Genomic DNA, 15,000 nt, shown 5'->3' on the forward strand with positions numbered 1-15,000 from the left:
CGAAGGCGTGCAAATCCTTGCGCTTCCGCGTCGATCTCAACCGATCATAAACCCTTCTGCTGCTTAGATCATCACAGCGTGTTGCGTGGGTGATGGTCTCCGGCATGGACGATTTGCTGCAAGAGTTCCTGAGCGAGACCGGCGAGAACCTCGACACGGTCGATCGCGAACTCGTCCGCTTCGAGCAGGACCCCAACGACAGCGATATCCTGCGCAACATTTTCCGGCTCGTGCACACCGTCAAGGGCACATGCGGCTTCATCGGCCTGCCCCGGCTGGAGGCCCTGACGCATGCCGCGGAATCCGTCATCGGCCAGTTCCGCGACGGCGCCGTCGTCAGCGCCATGGCCGTCACCGCCATTCTGGAGACGATCGACCGGGTCAAGGAGATCCTGGCCGAACTCGCCGAGAAGGGGACCGAGCCCGAGGGCAGCGACGAGACCCTGATCGCCGAACTGCGCGCGCTCGCCGACAAGGCGAGGTCCGAACTCGCCGAAGCCGCGCCTGCCGCTGCAGCGGGGGACGACCCGGTCGCCGCCTATCTCGCCCGACATGGCGGCGCGATGACGGAGGACGGGCTCGATCTCGTCTTCCGCAGCGCGCCCGGGCCCGAACGCGGCGCCGATGGCCGCATCGCGACGGCCGCCGCGCACCGCCCCGACCACGACGCCGTGGCGCCCGCGGCCGGGGACGATTCCGGCCCCCGCGAAAGCCGCGCGGTCGCTCCCAGCACGCTGCGCGTCAATGTCGACACGATCGAGCATCTGATGACGATGGTCTCGGAGCTGGTGCTGACCCGCAACCAGCTCCTCGATATTTCGCGCCGGCAGGAGGACGCCGCCCTCAAGGCGCCGCTGCAGCGCCTCTCCCTGATCACCGCCGAACTGCAGGACGGGGTGATGAAGACCCGGATGCAGCCGATCGGCAACGCCTGGTCGAAGCTGCCGCGCATCGTGCGCGATCTCAGCACCGAACTCGGCAAGCGCATCGAGCTGGTGCTCGACGGCGGCGACACCGAACTCGACCGGCAGATCCTCGACCTGATCAAGGATCCGCTCATCCACATGGTGCGCAACTGCGCCGACCATGCGATCGAGACGCCGGAAGAGCGCAAGGCGGCCGGCAAGACCGAGCACGGCACGATCCGCGTCGCCGCCTTCCACGAGGGCGGCTCGGTGACGATCTCCGTCGCCGATGACGGCCGCGGTCTTGATATTGCGCTTATCCGCCGCAAGGCGCTCCAGCGCGGGCTCGCGACCGAGGCCGAGCTGGAGCGGATGTCGGACGTCGCCATCGGCAACTTCATCTTCCATCCCGGCTTCTCGACGACCGAGCACGTGACCGCGGTGTCCGGCCGCGGCGTCGGCATGGACGTCGTCAAGTCGAACGTCGACCAGATCGGCGGGCGCATCGACGTCGCCAGCGTGTCGGGCCAGGGCGCGACGCTGACGATCAAGATTCCGCTGACGCTGGCGATCGTCTCGGCCCTGATCGTCGCGGTCGGCGAGCAGCGCTTCGCGATCCCGCAGATCGTCGTGCGCGAACTCGTCAGGGTGAAGGCCGGCGCCGACCATCGCGTCGAGCAGATCAACGGCGCGCCCGTGCTGCGCCTGCGCGAGCGTCTGCTGCCGATCATCTCGCTGGCCGGCGTGCTCGGCGGACCGGCCACGGCCATGGACGACGGTTTCATCGTGGTGACCCAGATCGGCGGGCGTCAGTTCGGCATCCTCGTCGACAGCGTCTTCCACACCGAGGAAATCGTTGTGAAGCCGATGTCGACCAAGCTGCGTCACATTCCGATCTTCTCCGGCAACACCATCCTCGGCGACGGCGCCGTCGTGCTGATCGTCGATCCCAACGGCATCGCCCGCCAGGTCGGCGCGGTGAACTCCGGCGAGGCGCCGCGCGGCGAGGCGCAAGGTCTGGTCGCGGCGCCGGCCGGCGAACGCACCACCATGCTGGTGTTCCGCGCCGGCCCCGACAGCCTCAAGGCCGTGCCGCTCTCGCTCGTCACCAGGCTCGAGGAGATCGAGGCGAGCGCGTTCCAGCCGAGCAGCGGCCGCATCCTGCTGCATTACCGCAACCGCCTGATGCCGATCGTTCCGGTCGGCGAGGCGCAGATCCGCGGCGAGGGTCTGCAGCCGCTCGTGATCATCTCCGAGGGCGAGCTGACCATGGGGCTGGCGGTCGACGCCATCGTCGACATCGTCGAGGAGGCGCTCGACGTCGAGCTGCAATCGACCCTCGACCGCAGCGTCATCGGCTCGGCCATGATCCGCGGCCGCGCCACCGAGATCATCGATCTGGCGCACTACCTGCCGCTGGGCGACCCGAACTGGCTGCATGGCCGCCGCAGCGAGGCCGGGATCGCGACGCCTGCCCAGGTGCTGCTGATCGAGCCGTCCGATTTCCTGCGCGAGATGCTGAGCCCCGTGCTCAGGGCCTCGGGTCAGCGCGTCGCCCTCGCCGCCGATTTCGACGCCGCCCGCCGGCACATGGCGGCCGGCGCGATGAGCGCCGTGCTGATCGACCTCGACCGCGATCCGGAGGCGGCCTTCGCCTTCGCGCAGGCGCTGCGGGAGGGCGAGAACGGGGCGAGCTTGCGGATTCTCGGGACGACGACGATGGCGACGCCCGATCTCCATGTCCGCGCCGCCCATGCCCGGCTCGACGAGATCGTGGCGAAGTTCGACCGGCGCGCGCTGCTGAACGAACTGGCCGAGCGCCGCACCAGCATGAGGCAGGCGGCATGAGCGCGCATGAGATGGTCCATAAAAGCGGATCGGCGGCTGCCGCCGGCTTCGGCGATTCGCTCGACTACGTCACCGTCACGGTCGGCGAGCAGGTGCTCGGCCTGCCGATCGGGCGCGTCCACGACGTCTTCATCGCGACGCGGATCACGCCGGTTCCGAGCGCGCCGCGCGAGATCGTCGGCCTGCTCAACCTGCGCGGCCGGGTCGTCACCGCGATCTGCATGCGCAAGCGACTCGGCCGGTTCGTCGATCTGGCGAACCATTGCGACGAGAAGTGCGAGCTCGTCGCGGTCGGCATCGACCATGGCGGCGAGGCCTATGCGCTGATCGTCGACGCCGTCGGCGAGGTGATGCGTCTCGACCAGTCCACCTTCGAGCCCGTGCCGGTGCATCTCGACCGGAGCTGGGCGGCGCTCGCCGCCGGCGTCCACCGGCTCGACGACCGCCTGCTCGTCGTCCTCGACGTCGACGCCGTCCTGAAAATCGACCTTCCCGCGGCGGCGTGACGCCGCCTTCGAGCGATCTGGAGAACGATCATGAAATACTGTCTCGTCGTCGATGACTCCGCGGTGATCCGCAAGGTCGCCCGCCGCATTCTCGAAGGCCTGCAGTTCCGCATCGCCGAGGCCGAGGACGGCGCGCGCGCCATCGACGCCTGCAAGGGCGAGATGCCGGACGCCGTGCTGCTCGACTGGAACATGCCGATCATGGACGGCTACGACTTTTTGCGCACGCTGCGCCAGATGCCCGGCGGCAGGCGCCCCAAGGTCGTGTTCTGCACCACCGAGAACGACATCGCCCATATCGCGCGCGCCATGCATGCCGGCGCCGACGAATACATCATGAAGCCGTTCGACAAGGAGATCGTCGCCTCCAAGTTCCATCAGGTCGGGCTGCTCTGATCGCGGGGGCGTGCGCCAGCGATTTCGCCTGCCCCCGCCGCTCCGGACGCGCCACGCATGATCAGGTTCTCACAAGCCCACGGCGCGGCGGCGCAGCGACCCAAGACGGTCGTGATCGCCGATGATTCCGTCGTGGTGCGTGGCCTGTTCGCGCGCTGGCTCGGCGAAAGCGGGCAGTTCCACGTCGTCGCCGTCGCCGGCGACGGAGAGACGGCGGTCGCCCATGCCGGCCGCTTCCAGCCCGACGTGATGGTGCTCGATCTGAACATGCCGGGCATGGACGGCATCGCCGCCCTGCCGCAGATCCTGAAGCAGAGCCCGCGCACCGGCGTCCTGCTCGCCACGACCCTGACCGAACGCAACGCCCGGATCGCGCTCGAATGCATGACCAAGGGCGCGATGGACGTCGTCTCCAAGCCAGACAGCCGCAGCGGCATGACGATGTCGCTCGATTTCCGCAGCGAGTTCCTGCTGAAGCTCGGCAACATCGCCCAGACCCCGATCTCGCCCGGCGCCCTGCCGCCGGAACTCGATCTCGACTGTCCGCTCGTCGGCCCGGTCAACCTGAAGCCGCTGGTCTCGGTGATGCCGCGCTATCTGATGATCGGCGCCTCGACGGGCGGCCCCCGCGCCGTGACGAAGGTGCTGGGCGATCTCGGCCCGGCGCTGCAGGATCTCACGACGCTGGTCGTGCAGCACATGCCGCCGGTCTTCACCGCCTCCTTCGCCGAACAGGTCGCGGCCCAGATCGGCGTGCCGACGCGCGAGCCCTATGACGGCGAGCGGCTCGCGCGCGGCACGATCTATGTGGCGCCTGGCGGCCGCCATCTCGGCATCGAGCGCAAGCTCGGCCATATCGTCGCGAGCATCTCCGACGCGCCGCCGGTCCGCTTCTGCCGGCCTGCCGTCGACGTGCTGTTCAACGAGGCGGCGCGCCATCTCGGCCCCGCCGCGATCGGCCTCGTTCTCACCGGCATGGGCAGCGACGGCACCGAGGGCGCGGGCGCGCTGCGCCGCGCCGGCGCGGCCGTGATCGCGCAGGACGAGCTCTCCAGCACGATCTGGGGCATGCCGGGTTCGGTCGTCCGCGCCCGGCATGCCAGCGCGGTGATCCCGCTCGACTCGATCGGACCGGCCATCCGGAGCCTGCTCCGCGAAGGCCAGTCATGATGACGCAGGCCGATTTCGATTTCCTGCGCGCCCTGCTGCATCTGCGCTCGGGGCTCTCGCTCAGCGAGGAGAAACGCTATCTCGCCGAAAGCCGGCTCGGCATCCTGTGCCGCCGCAGCGGCATCGACGGGCTCGGCGCGCTCGTCCAGAAGCTGCGCCACAACGCCGATCCGACCCTGGAGAGCGCCGTCGTCGAGGCGATGACGACGAACGAGACGCTGTTCTTCCGCGACCGCTCGCCCTTCGACCTGTTCCGCGACGTGATCCTGCCGGAGAAGCTCGCCGCCAACGCCGCCAGCCGGTCCCTGCGGATCTGGTGCGCGGCGGTCTCGACCGGCCAGGAAGCCTATTCGCTGGCGATGATCCTCGACGAGGCGGCGCAGCGCCTGGCCGGCTGGCGTATCGAGATCCTCGGCACCGACATCTCGACCGAGGTGCTGGAGCGCGCGCGCCAGGGCGCCTACAGCCAGTTCGAGGTCCAGCGCGGCCTGCCGATCCAGATGCTGCTGCGCTATTTCCGGCAGGACGGCGACAAATGGCAGGTCAACGACCGCATCCGCGCCATGGTCGAGCTCAAGCCGCACAATCTGCTCGAACCCAACGCCCATTTCGGCCAGTTCGACGTGATCTTCTGCCGCAACGTGCTGATCTATTTCGACGTCGCGACCAAGGCGAAGGTGATGGCGGCGCTGGCGCAGCGGCTGGCGCGCGACGGCGCCTTCGTGCTCGGCGCGGCGGAGACCGTGATCGGCATCACCACCACGATCGTGCCCGATCGCGAGCATCGCGGCCTCTACCGCGAAAGCGGCTCGGCCAAGGCCCAGACGGCGAGTCTCGGCCTGCCCTTCGACCGGACGCGCTCGCTCGCGGCGGCGGCCGGCCGGCGGTTCTGAGACCTGTCGGCCCGACCATCCGATTCGGCAGACGATCGATTCGGCGGAGTTGGCCGCGCAAGGCGTCTCGAGCAGCGCCGCCACAAACAAAAACCCCGCCTCTCGGCGGGGTCCCCGTCAGCCTGTCGTTTACATCCGACGATCAGGCCTCAAACCTTGTGCCGGTCGATGATGACGGCAGCATGACGCTCGGCCCGCGCTCAGGCCGGGATGCGCTCGTCGACCTCGGTCGGCTCGCGCAGCACATAGCCGCGACCCCAGACCGTCTCGATGTAGTTCTTGCCGTCCGACGCGTTGGCCAGCTTCTTGCGCAGCTTGCAGATGAAGACGTCGATGATCTTGAGTTCGGGCTCGTCCATGCCGCCATACAGATGGTTGAGGAACATCTCCTTGGTCAGGGTCGTGCCCTTGCGGAGCGAGAGCAGCTCCAGCATCTGGTATTCCTTGCCGGTGAGGTGGACGCGGGCGGCGTCGACTTCCACGGTCTTGGTGTCGAGGTTGACGATCAGGTCGCCGGTCGTGATCACCGACTGGGCATGGCCCTTCGAGCGGCGCACGATGGCGTGGATGCGGGCGACGAGCTCGTCCTTATGGAACGGCTTGGTCAGGTAGTCGTCGGCGCCGAAGCCCAGGCCCTTGACCTTGTCCTCGATGCCGGCGAGGCCGGACAGGATCAGGATCGGCGTCTTGACCTTGGCGACCCGGAGCGAGCGCAGAACCTCGTAGCCCGACATGTCGGGCAGGTTCAGGTCGAGCAGGATGATGTCGTAGTCGTAGAGCTTGCCGAGATCGACGCCCTCTTCGCCGAGATCCGTCGTATAGACGTTGAAACTCTCGGATTTGAGCATGAGCTCGATGCTTTGGGCGGTTGCGCTATCGTCCTCGATCAGCAGAACCCGCATGTCACGTCCCCAATTCAGCCCCGAGGCAAGCTGCCCGCGCTTATCGTCAGAACCCCCGCGGCTCAGGACGACGACGTGCTTGCCCGATGAAACGCCACGCGACACGCTATGGGGAAATGGTTAACAAACCATGATTCCCCAGCGCAAGCGCTTCTTGGATGAAGGGGTGCGATCCTTGTGGAGGTGAGTCGAATTTGACACGGATCGTCTTGGCCTTCGCCCGCGAAATCGCCTTTCGCGAAGTCCGCTTCGAGAAACCGGGGCAAATCACCCCGCGACGCGCAGCAGCCTCGAAACACAGTGTTAATCAGACGACTTAACGAAAGGTTTACGGCCACACTTATGAACAGCCCCTTGCGCACCCAGGACAAGCTCGGTTCGCTCGCCGCCGCCATCGACGCGCTGGACGGGCTGACGATCTATGGCCGCGTCACCGCGGTGCGGGGGCTGCTGGTCGAGATCTCGGGGCCGATCGGCGCGATGAGTTTGGGCGGGCGCATCGAGATCGACATCGGCCAGGGCGCGCGCGTGCCCTGCGAGGTGATCGGCTTCTCTGGCGAGAAGGCGCTGGTGATGCCTTATGGCGGCCTCGACGGCGTGCGCCGCGGCTGTCCGGCCTATGTCGACAAGGCCCAGACCGGCGTCAGGCCGACCGATGCCTGGCTCGGCCGCGTCGTCGACGCGCTCGGCCGCCCGGTCGACGGCGGCCCGGCCCTGCCGCAGGGCGAGCAGCTCTTTCCCTATCGCGCCGACCCGCCGCCGGCCCATTCGCGCCGCCGCGTCGGCCACCCTCTCGATCTCGGCGTGCGCGGGATGAACGCCTTCCTGACCTGCTGCCTCGGCCAGCGCATGGGCATCTTCGCCGGCTCCGGCGTCGGCAAGTCGGTGCTGCTCTCGATGCTGGCGCGCTATGCCCGTGCCGACGTCAACATCATCGGCCTCGTCGGCGAGCGCGGCCGCGAGGTCCAGGAGTTCCTCCAGGACGATCTCGGCCCCGAGGGGCTGGCGCGCTCGGTCGTCGTCGTCGCGACCTCCGACGAGCCGGCGCTGATGCGCAAGCAGGCGGCGCTGACGACGCTGGCGCTGGCCGAATATTTCCGCGACCAGGGCCTGCAGGTGATGTGCCTGATGGATTCGGTGACCCGCTTCGCCATGGCGATGCGCGAGATCGGGCTCGCCGCCGGCGAACCGCCGACGACCAAGGGCTATACGCCCACCGTCTTCGCCGAACTGCCGCGCCTGCTCGAACGCGCCGGCCCCGGCATCGGAGACGGCGCGATCACCGGGCTGTTCACCGTGCTGGTCGATGGCGGCGACCATGACGAGCCGGTGGCCGACGCCGTGCGCGGCATTCTCGACGGCCATATCGTGATGGAGCGCTCCATCGCCGAGCGTGGGCGCTATCCCGCGATCAACATCCTGAAATCGGTCTCGCGGACCATGCCGAAAGCCTGCGACCCGGCCTTCTACCCGGTCGTGCAGAAGGCCCGCGCCACGCTCGCGACCTATGCCGACATGGAGGAGTTGATCCGGCTCGGCGCCTATCGCCAGGGCGCCTCGGCGGAAGTCGACGAGGCGATCCGCCTCAACCCTGCGCTTGAGGCCTTCCTGAAGCAGGCCAAGGACGAGGCGACCTCGCTGCCGGACAGCTATCGGCGGCTGGCGGAGATCATGGGCGGGTGACGCCGCGCCGGGGTTGCCGATGCGGCCCTTCACATGCGAGGTCGGGGGATGTCGCTCACATCCCTCAAGTCTTTCGCAGGCAGGCTTCGTGGCTGGCGGCCCGGCGCCATCGTGACGCTCGATCATATTCGGCGCTACCCGCGCCATGCGCTCGAACGCGCCTGCCGCGCGACGGCGCAGCCCTGTTATCTCGGCAACGAGATGGCGCTCGGGCGGGTTCTCGGGCGCTACAAGGCCTTTTTCGACACCTCCGATCGCGGCTTTGCTTCCCATCTGCTGCTCGACGGCTTCTGGGAGATCGAGCTGACGCGGTTCATCGCGAAACGGCTGCGCCCAGGCATGGTGGCCGTCGATGTCGGGGCCAATTTCGGCTATTACTCGCTGCTCATGGCCGATCTGGTCGGCCCGGACGGCTATCTCGTCGCGATCGAACCCAATCCCCGCGCAGCGCGGATGGTGACCCGGTCGCTGGAGCTCAACGGCTTCGCCGGCCGCAGCGCGGTTCTGACGGCCGCCGCCGGCGCTGAAGCCGGCGAGGCCTTTCTGTTCGTCCCGGAAGGCGAGCCGAAGAACGCCAGGGTCGTCGCGACGCAGGGCGTGGTTGCCGAGCCGGAGCGGCAGGCGACGCCGGTGGTCGCGCTCGACGAGCTCCTGGCGCGGCACACGCGCGTCGATTTCCTGAAGATCGACACCGAAGGATCGGAGGAGCAGGTGATCGTCGGGCTCAGCCGCGTGATCGAGCGCTTCAGCCCGGAGATCGTGCTGGAATTCAATCCGGGCCGCTGCCGGGATCCGGCCGGCTTTCTGACCCGGCTGAAGGCCAGCTATCCCGTGCTCAGGGTCATCGACGCGGATGGCGTCGACGCCCCCGCCGCCGACGCGATGCTGCTCGACCAGAACGACGAGGAGGATCGCCTGATCTTTTTGAGCAACACCGGAAGCTGACCGGCGCGGTCCGCGACGAAACACTATAGCCGCCGGACCAGCAGGGCGAGCGCGGACAGCGCCAGCACTTGCAGCACGGCCGACCCTATCAGCGTGAAATCCGTGCCGCCCCGCTCGATGCCGGCGGCATAGAGCAGTGGCGCCGCGGCGAAGATCAGGTTCTGCGGCACGGTCAGTCGGCCCGACATCACCGCATAGCCGCGCTGGCCGAACAGCATCAATGGCAGCGTCGCGCGCGCGATCGAGAGCACGCCCGCGCCCGCCGAATAGAGCAGCACGAAGGCCGTGCCGATGAGCGCCGAGCCATGCGCCATGAGCGGCAGCAGGCAGGCGCCCGCGCCGAGCAGCAGCGCGAACAGGCTCAGCCGCTCGAGCCTGACCTTGTGGCCGGCCACCACCTCGATCATCCGGGCCGCGATCGTCGCCGGGCCCGTCAGGCTCGCGATCGCCACCGCCGAGGCGAGCGGCAGGCCGGACGCCTCGAACAGCCCGATGAAATGCAATGGCAGGCCCCAGGAGACGAGCCCGCTGAGACAGAAGCAGGTCGCGAGCAGCACGAAGGCGGCGCGGCGCTCGGGTTGCGGCACGCGCCCGTTCAGCCTGAGCGCGGCGGCCGCATCCTGAGCCGGCGCGAGCGGCCTGCGGTGACGCGGGATGGCGAGATGGATCGGCAGGGCGACGAAGACATGCAGCGCCGCGAAGACGATGCAGGCGCCGCGCCAGCCGAGCCAGTCGGATAGAGCCGCCGAGAGCGGCCAGAACAGGCTCGCGGACATCCCGCCCACCAGCATCATGATCCCGATCACGCGACGCGCGCGCTCGTCCATGATCTGGGCGACGGTGACGCTGCCCATGTTCGCCAGCGCCATGGCGTGGCCGACGCCGATGACGCACCAGCCCGCAAGATAGCTCATCGGCCCCTGCGCCGCGGCGAGGCACAGGAAACCGGCCCCGCAGATCAGCGCGCCGAGGCTCATCAGCCCGCGCGTGCCGTGCCGCTCGGCGTATCGCCCGAGCCCCGGCGCCAGCATCGCGCCGATCACCAGCAGCAGCGTGATGCCGCCGAAGACGAACTGGATCGAGAGGCCGAGATCGCGCGCGAAGGAGGCCGCCAGCACCGAGGGCGTCCAGTAGTTCGAGCCCCAGCCGATCACCCGCGTCAGCGACAGGCCGGCGATCAGCCAGGCATGCTCGGGCAGAGGTCTGAGGGCGGGCAAGACGGCAGGATCCGGAATCGGCCAGGAAGGCGGCGCGCGAGCAGGAAGGCGGCGCGCGAGCCGAGATCGATATCAATTTGCGTCAGGCGGTGTCAGCAGGCCTCGCGCCAATGCGACATGCGTGCAAGGCAGCCGGTTTCGGTAAGGAAAGGTCAACCTCCTTGGGCCATGCTGGGCTGTCTCGCGGATGAAAAGTCCGGTCGTGCGTCGAGGGGTCGGCGCGCCGCCATGCGTAACCAGGAGTTGGACACGACATGAAGTCGCGAGAGACCCTTTTGCGTCTCAAACGCTTCCAGGTCGACGAAAAGCGTCGCCGGGTAAGCCAGATCGAGATGATGATCGCCGAGTTTCACCGCATGGCGACCGATCTGGATCGCGAGATCCAGAGCGAGGAGACCCGCGCCGGGATCTCCGACCCCGGCCATTTCGCCTATCCGACCTATGCCAAGGCCGCGCTCGCGCGCCGCGACAACCTGCGCCAGTCCGCCGACAACCTGAAGGGCCAGCTCGACGAGGCCAAGGCCGAATTGCAGGACGCCTTCGAGGACATGAAGAAGGTCGAGATCCTCGACGACCGCGAGCGCGCCTCGGAACGGGCGGCGGACGCGGCGCGCGACCAGGCGATGATGGACTCGATCGGCCTGCGGGCGCGCGCGAGCGCCTGACGCTATGCGATCACCGGATGATGCGGCGCGCAATCGCGCGGCATCTGGCCGGAGAGCCTGGGATCGTCGTCGACCTCGACGCCGCGCTTGAAGGCCTCGAAACCCGAGCGCTGGTAGAATTCCGGCGCGCTCGGATGGTCGAGCGTGCAGGTATGGACCCAGAAGCGCGAGATCGGCCGCGCCCACGCCGTCTCCAGCGCCCGGTTCATCAGCCAGCGGCCGGCGCCCTTGCCGATCACGCTCCCGTCGAGCCCGAAAAAGGCGAGTTCGCCCTCGCCCGCGACGCGGAAATCCAGTTCGAGCAGGCCGACGTCGCGGCCCTCGCTGCGGGCGACGAAGCACGAGACATCCCGGTCGGCCAGGATCGCCTGCGTATGGGCCGGCGGCCTGACCAGCCGGCTGAACCACATCCAGCGCTCGCCGAGCTTGCGATAGATCGCGAGATAACGCCCGGTGTCGGCCGCGCGCAGCGGCTCCAGCGAGAGCGCTTCCGTGCCGGGCGGATCGGCCTTGGCCGGCGGGGCGGCGAACATCTCCAGCGAGGTCACGATCGCGGCGATCTTGCCCGGCGGCAGGTCGGTGGCGCCGGTCAGGCTGATGGAGATCGTCTCGGGCATGGTCGGCCTTTGTCCTGCGGCTGTCTCGACGCCGCGATCATGACACGATCGCGGCGGAGAACTCACGCCAAGATGTCTCATCGAGCGCGTCACGGGAGCAGATCGATCCGGGCCGCCTGGTTGCGCCTCGCGGCCGCGCTGGCGGTGATGCTGCTCGCCGTGCTGCCGCATGCGACGCTCGCCGCGAGCGGCGGTCACACGGCTCCGGCGGCGGGTTCGTCCCAGCAAGGCAAGAGCGGTCACGACGCCGCGATGCCGGCCGGCGAGCCCCGCCACGAGGGAACCAAGCCCAAGGCCGCGAGCCACGGCGCCATGCCGTCCTGCTGCATCCTCGGCTGCGGGCTGATCGCCTCGTCACCGGCCTTGGCTGAACACATCGTCATGGCGCGCTGGGCGGTCCTTGCACCGGCTCGGGCCGAGTATGGCGACGGCCTGCCGCCAGAGCCGGCCGAGCGCCCGCCGCGAGAGCGCGGCCCCCTCGGCTCGCCATAACGCATCATCGCATCCGGTTTCGAGCGAGCGAGCACAGGCAGCGCCGTGCCCGCGCCGATTCCGATTCAAAGAGGACAATCCAATGACCATCATCACCAAAGCGGGCCTCGCGGTCCTGTTCGCGGCTTCCCTCGGTCTCGGCGGCGTCTCGCTCGCCCAGCAGCAGCATGGCGGCCATGGCGCCGCCGCCGGCGCGGACAAGGACACGCCCGCGACCACGGCCTTCAAGGCCGCCATCGCGACGATGCACAAGGACATGGACATCGCCTTCAGCGGCAATGTCGATGCCGACTTCGTGCGCGGCATGATTCCGCACCATCAGGGCGCGATCGCGATGGCGCGCGTCATGCTCGCCAATGGCAAGGATCCCGAGCTGCTCAAGCTCGCGACCGGCATCGTCGCGGACCAGGAAAAGGAGATCGCCGCGATGCAGGCCTGGCTGAAGGCCAACGGCCAATAGCGGCACGATCGATCCCGGCAGGCGGCGCCCGCGCCGCTTGCCCTCCCCTGCGCCCGCTGGCAGAGAGGACGCAGGGGTCCCCCACGCATTTCCCGCATGCGCGGGCCGCTTCCGCCGCATAGCTAAAGCCTGTCCCTGCTCCAGCCCGCCGGTCCCATGAAAAAATACCTCGACTATCTCTGGCCGCTGATCGGGCTCGTCGCGGTCGTCTGGTCGGTCGATCTGCTCTGGAACAAGCTGAAGGCGGAGGCGCTGACCAACGACGCCGTCAGCGCGCGGCTCGAACAGGCGGGGCTCTGGGAGGCCATCGGGATCGTCGCCTCCGGCATAGGGCAGAAGATCGCGCTCATCCCGGGCGAGGCCTTCCTCCATGCCGGCCTCGCCACGCTCGTCGCCTATGGCGCGCTCGCCTGGTACGACCGCATCGCCCTGCTGCATCTGCGCAGGGAAAAGGGCATCTCCTGGGCCTATATCTCGCTCTGCTCTTTCGTCACCTACGCGCTGTCGCACAATATCGGCGCCTCGGTGTTCTCGGGCGGCATGGTGCGCTACCGCGCCTACACCGCGAAGGGCCTGACCGCGGCCGAGGTCGCGGTGCTGGTGGCGCTCTGCTCCTTCACCTTCGCCTTCGGCACGATCCTGCTGCTCGGCCTCGTCCTGGTGGTCGAGCCGGAGATCCTGCGCCCGCTCGCAAGACTTTCGTCCAGATTCGCCATCGGCGACGGCGCGGCCACGCTGATCGGCTACGGCCTGCTCGGCCTCTGCGCGCTCTACACGACCGGGGCCTGGCTCAAGTTCAGGCCGTTGAAGATCGGCAAGTTCGAGCTGATCTATCCGCGCCTGCCGATCGTCGTCCGGCAATATCTCGCCGCGCCGGTGGAACTGGCCGGCGCGGCCGGCATCATCTATTTCGCCCTGCCGGACCAGGGCAACCCGGGCTTCCTGATCGTGCTCGGCGCGTTCCTGCTCTCGTTCTCCGCCGGCCTCCTGAGCCAGGTGCCGGGCGGCGTCGGCGTGATGGAGGCGGTCTTCCTCGCCGTGACGCCAGGCGTGCCGGCGCCGGCCGTCTTCGCCGCGCTCCTGGTCTGGCGGATGTTCTACCTGATCATCCCGCTGGTGATCTCGCTGCCGGTGGTGCTGCTGTTCGAGCGCATGCAGCTGCGAAAGGCCGCCCACGCCGCCGCCGTAGCGCAGGCGCAAGCCAAGGCCGAGACGATCCTGCCCCCTACCTCCTGAGCGCGATCGCCGCCGCCCCGAACATCAGCAGCGCGCCGAATCCTTCCGCCCAGCCGAAGGGTTCGCCGAGCATGACGACGCCGGCGCTCACCGCGATCGCCGGACTGACGAAGGCGTAGAGTCCGGCGCGGAACGCGCCCCAGTCGCGCAGCAGCCTGAGATAGATGGTGAAGCCCATCAGCGACCCGCCGACGACCAGAACGGCAAGCGCAGGCCAGACCGGCCATGTTCCGAGCGCGCGCAGATCGGCAAGGCTCACGGGCTCCAGCACAAGCGAGATGACCGTGAGGCCGGCCGCGCCGATGACGGTCTGCCAGCCGGCGAGCGTCAGCGTCGGCATGGCCGGCGCGATGGCGCGCGTCAGCACCGCGCCGACGCAATAGAGCAGCGTCCCGAAGGCGACCGAGGCCAGCCCCCAGATTTCGAGCGGCGAGCCCGACGCGGCGCTCGCGCCGGCGCGCAGCCGCGTCGCGAACAGGAAGCCGAGCCCGACCGCGCCGAGGCCGATCGCCAGCACGCGCCGGCCGCTGATGGGATGGCCCTCGATGAGGCGGCTCGCCAGCAGCGACCAGACCGGGATCGTCGCGAGATTGACGACGGCCGCCAACCCGCTCGGCGCCTGCGCCGTGCCCCAGAACAGGAAGGCGTAGTTGCCGGTATTGACGAGAAGCGCCGTCAGCAGCAGCCGCGAGCGCGTCGCGGCCGGCACCTCGAGCATGTCGCGCCCGGCCCAGAGCAGCATCAGAATGCCGGCGATCCAGAACCGCGCCCCTGCCAGGAAGATCGGCGGCACATGGCCCGACGCGATCTTCACCGGAAGGAAGGTCAGGCCCCAGACCAGGCACATGATCGCGAAGAAGACGGTGTTGCGGGACATCGGGTGGGCTTAGCGGCTTATGCGCTGGCCAGCCAATGCGGCAGCGGCATGCTGGCATGGGCCGCTTGCAGGGCGTGGGCGCGACATGCCGCTTCTGATAAGCTCGACCACTCAACTGGCGATCAGGTTCGATGATCAACCATCGCGACATACGCTGCCGATATGGCAAACGATCAGGCCTATCGCGA

15 protein-coding genes are annotated in these 15,000 nt (G+C 68.6%); 11 read left to right on the forward strand and 4 right to left on the reverse strand.

What is annotated here, in order from left to right; all coding sequences use genetic code 11:
• Positions 1-104: 104 nt before the first annotated feature.
• Genes AC1RRW_RS00725 through AC1RRW_RS00745 form a run of 5 tightly spaced genes read left to right on the forward strand, consistent with a single transcriptional unit; the run spans position 105 to position 5,718 of the window.
• Complete coding sequence (locus AC1RRW_RS00725; protein WP_492898203.1) at positions 105-2,753, forward strand: hybrid sensor histidine kinase/response regulator; 2,649 nt, start codon at positions 105-107, stop codon at positions 2,751-2,753.
• On the forward strand, positions 2,750-3,259 hold the full coding sequence (locus tag AC1RRW_RS00730) for a chemotaxis protein CheW (RefSeq protein ID WP_492898205.1): 510 nt from the start codon (positions 2,750-2,752) through the stop codon (positions 3,257-3,259). The genes AC1RRW_RS00725 and AC1RRW_RS00730 overlap by 4 nt, the downstream gene beginning before the upstream one ends.
• Positions 3,260-3,289: 30 nt before the next feature.
• On the forward strand, positions 3,290-3,655 hold the full coding sequence (locus AC1RRW_RS00735) for a response regulator (RefSeq protein WP_066613758.1): 366 nt from the start codon (positions 3,290-3,292) through the stop codon (positions 3,653-3,655).
• Positions 3,656-3,712: 57 nt separating this feature from the next.
• Positions 3,713-4,825: a chemotaxis-specific protein-glutamate methyltransferase CheB gene (cheB, locus tag AC1RRW_RS00740; protein ID WP_492898207.1), complete on the forward strand. Its 1,113-nt coding sequence runs from the start codon at positions 3,713-3,715 to the stop codon at positions 4,823-4,825.
• Complete coding sequence (locus tag AC1RRW_RS00745; protein ID WP_492898209.1) at positions 4,825-5,718, forward strand: CheR family methyltransferase; 894 nt, start codon at positions 4,825-4,827, stop codon at positions 5,716-5,718. The genes cheB and AC1RRW_RS00745 overlap by 1 nt, the downstream gene beginning before the upstream one ends.
• Before the next feature lie 200 nt (positions 5,719-5,918).
• On the opposite strand, the gene ctrA is transcribed toward AC1RRW_RS00745, so the two are convergent.
• The gene (gene ctrA / locus AC1RRW_RS00750) at positions 5,919-6,620 is read right to left on the reverse strand and encodes a response regulator transcription factor CtrA (protein ID WP_068181379.1); all 702 of its coding nucleotides are present in this window, start codon (positions 6,618-6,620) and stop codon (positions 5,919-5,921) included.
• Between the two features lie 342 nt (positions 6,621-6,962).
• Here ctrA and fliI point away from each other — a divergent pair, with 342 nt between their 5' ends.
• Positions 6,963-8,303 carry a flagellar protein export ATPase FliI gene (gene fliI, locus AC1RRW_RS00755; protein ID WP_492898211.1) on the forward strand — a complete coding sequence of 447 codons (1,341 nt, stop codon included), beginning with the start codon at positions 6,963-6,965 and terminating at the stop codon, positions 8,301-8,303.
• 48 nt (positions 8,304-8,351) lie between these two features.
• A complete protein-coding gene (locus tag AC1RRW_RS00760; RefSeq protein ID WP_492898213.1) occupies positions 8,352-9,248 on the forward strand; it encodes an FkbM family methyltransferase in 897 nt (298 codons plus the stop codon).
• A gap of 23 nt (positions 9,249-9,271) precedes the next feature.
• On the opposite strand, the gene AC1RRW_RS00765 is transcribed toward AC1RRW_RS00760, so the two are convergent.
• Entirely contained in the window at positions 9,272-10,465 is a 1,194-nt protein-coding gene (locus AC1RRW_RS00765; protein ID WP_492898215.1) for an MFS transporter, read from the reverse strand.
• Between the two features lie 254 nt (positions 10,466-10,719).
• Here AC1RRW_RS00765 and fliJ point away from each other — a divergent pair, with 254 nt between their 5' ends.
• Positions 10,720-11,130, forward strand: coding sequence for a flagellar export protein FliJ (gene fliJ / locus AC1RRW_RS00770; RefSeq protein WP_492898217.1), 411 nt, complete (start codon positions 10,720-10,722; stop codon positions 11,128-11,130).
• Between the two features lie 2 nt (positions 11,131-11,132).
• On the opposite strand, the gene AC1RRW_RS00775 is transcribed toward fliJ, so the two are convergent.
• On the reverse strand, positions 11,133-11,747 hold the full coding sequence (locus AC1RRW_RS00775) for a GNAT family N-acetyltransferase (protein ID WP_492898219.1): 615 nt from the start codon (positions 11,745-11,747) through the stop codon (positions 11,133-11,135).
• Between the two features lie 120 nt (positions 11,748-11,867).
• Between AC1RRW_RS00775 and AC1RRW_RS00780 the strand changes: the two genes are divergently transcribed.
• The 3 genes from AC1RRW_RS00780 (at position 11,868) to AC1RRW_RS00790 (ending at position 13,935) form a co-directional block, all read left to right on the forward strand.
• On the forward strand, positions 11,868-12,239 hold the full coding sequence (locus AC1RRW_RS00780; RefSeq protein WP_492898221.1) for a hypothetical protein: 372 nt from the start codon (positions 11,868-11,870) through the stop codon (positions 12,237-12,239).
• Positions 12,240-12,321: 82 nt separating this feature from the next.
• Complete coding sequence (gene copM / locus AC1RRW_RS00785) at positions 12,322-12,699, forward strand: CopM family metallochaperone (protein WP_492898223.1); 378 nt, start codon at positions 12,322-12,324, stop codon at positions 12,697-12,699.
• A gap of 156 nt (positions 12,700-12,855) precedes the next feature.
• Complete coding sequence (locus tag AC1RRW_RS00790; RefSeq protein ID WP_492898225.1) at positions 12,856-13,935, forward strand: lysylphosphatidylglycerol synthase transmembrane domain-containing protein; 1,080 nt, start codon at positions 12,856-12,858, stop codon at positions 13,933-13,935.
• Here the strand turns inward: AC1RRW_RS00790 and AC1RRW_RS00795 are convergent.
• Positions 13,925-14,812, reverse strand: a complete 888-nt coding sequence (locus AC1RRW_RS00795) for a DMT family transporter (protein WP_492898227.1) — start codon at positions 14,810-14,812, stop codon at positions 13,925-13,927. The two genes, AC1RRW_RS00790 and AC1RRW_RS00795, sit on opposite strands and share 11 nt — an antisense overlap.
• Between the last annotated feature and the right edge of the window lie 188 nt (positions 14,813-15,000).

Source organism: Allobosea sp. GW821-FHT12C12 (genome assembly GCF_058807355.1).

What these genes read in the sequence shown, in the direction of transcription:
- copM (WP_492898223.1), top strand. Translation starts at nt 12,322, where the DNA reads ATGACCATCATCACCAAAGCGGGCCTCGCGGTCCTGTTCGCGGCTTCC.
- AC1RRW_RS00730 (WP_492898205.1), top strand. Translation starts at nt 2,750, where the DNA reads ATGAGCGCGCATGAGATGGTCCATAAAAGCGGATCGGCGGCTGCCGCC.
- AC1RRW_RS00760 (WP_492898213.1), top strand. Translation starts at nt 8,352, where the DNA reads ATGTCGCTCACATCCCTCAAGTCTTTCGCAGGCAGGCTTCGTGGCTGG.
- AC1RRW_RS00735 (WP_066613758.1), top strand. Translation starts at nt 3,290, where the DNA reads ATGAAATACTGTCTCGTCGTCGATGACTCCGCGGTGATCCGCAAGGTC.
- AC1RRW_RS00795 (WP_492898227.1), bottom strand. Translation starts at nt 14,812, where the DNA reads ATGTCCCGCAACACCGTCTTCTTCGCGATCATGTGCCTGGTCTGGGGC.
- fliJ (WP_492898217.1), top strand. Translation starts at nt 10,720, where the DNA reads ATGAAGTCGCGAGAGACCCTTTTGCGTCTCAAACGCTTCCAGGTCGAC.
- AC1RRW_RS00775 (WP_492898219.1), bottom strand. Translation starts at nt 11,747, where the DNA reads ATGCCCGAGACGATCTCCATCAGCCTGACCGGCGCCACCGACCTGCCG.
- ctrA (WP_068181379.1), bottom strand. Translation starts at nt 6,620, where the DNA reads ATGCGGGTTCTGCTGATCGAGGACGATAGCGCAACCGCCCAAAGCATC.
- AC1RRW_RS00790 (WP_492898225.1), top strand. Translation starts at nt 12,856, where the DNA reads ATGAAAAAATACCTCGACTATCTCTGGCCGCTGATCGGGCTCGTCGCG.
- AC1RRW_RS00745 (WP_492898209.1), top strand. Translation starts at nt 4,825, where the DNA reads ATGACGCAGGCCGATTTCGATTTCCTGCGCGCCCTGCTGCATCTGCGC.
- AC1RRW_RS00725 (WP_492898203.1), top strand. Translation starts at nt 105, where the DNA reads ATGGACGATTTGCTGCAAGAGTTCCTGAGCGAGACCGGCGAGAACCTC.
- fliI (WP_492898211.1), top strand. Translation starts at nt 6,963, where the DNA reads ATGAACAGCCCCTTGCGCACCCAGGACAAGCTCGGTTCGCTCGCCGCC.
- cheB (WP_492898207.1), top strand. Translation starts at nt 3,713, where the DNA reads ATGATCAGGTTCTCACAAGCCCACGGCGCGGCGGCGCAGCGACCCAAG.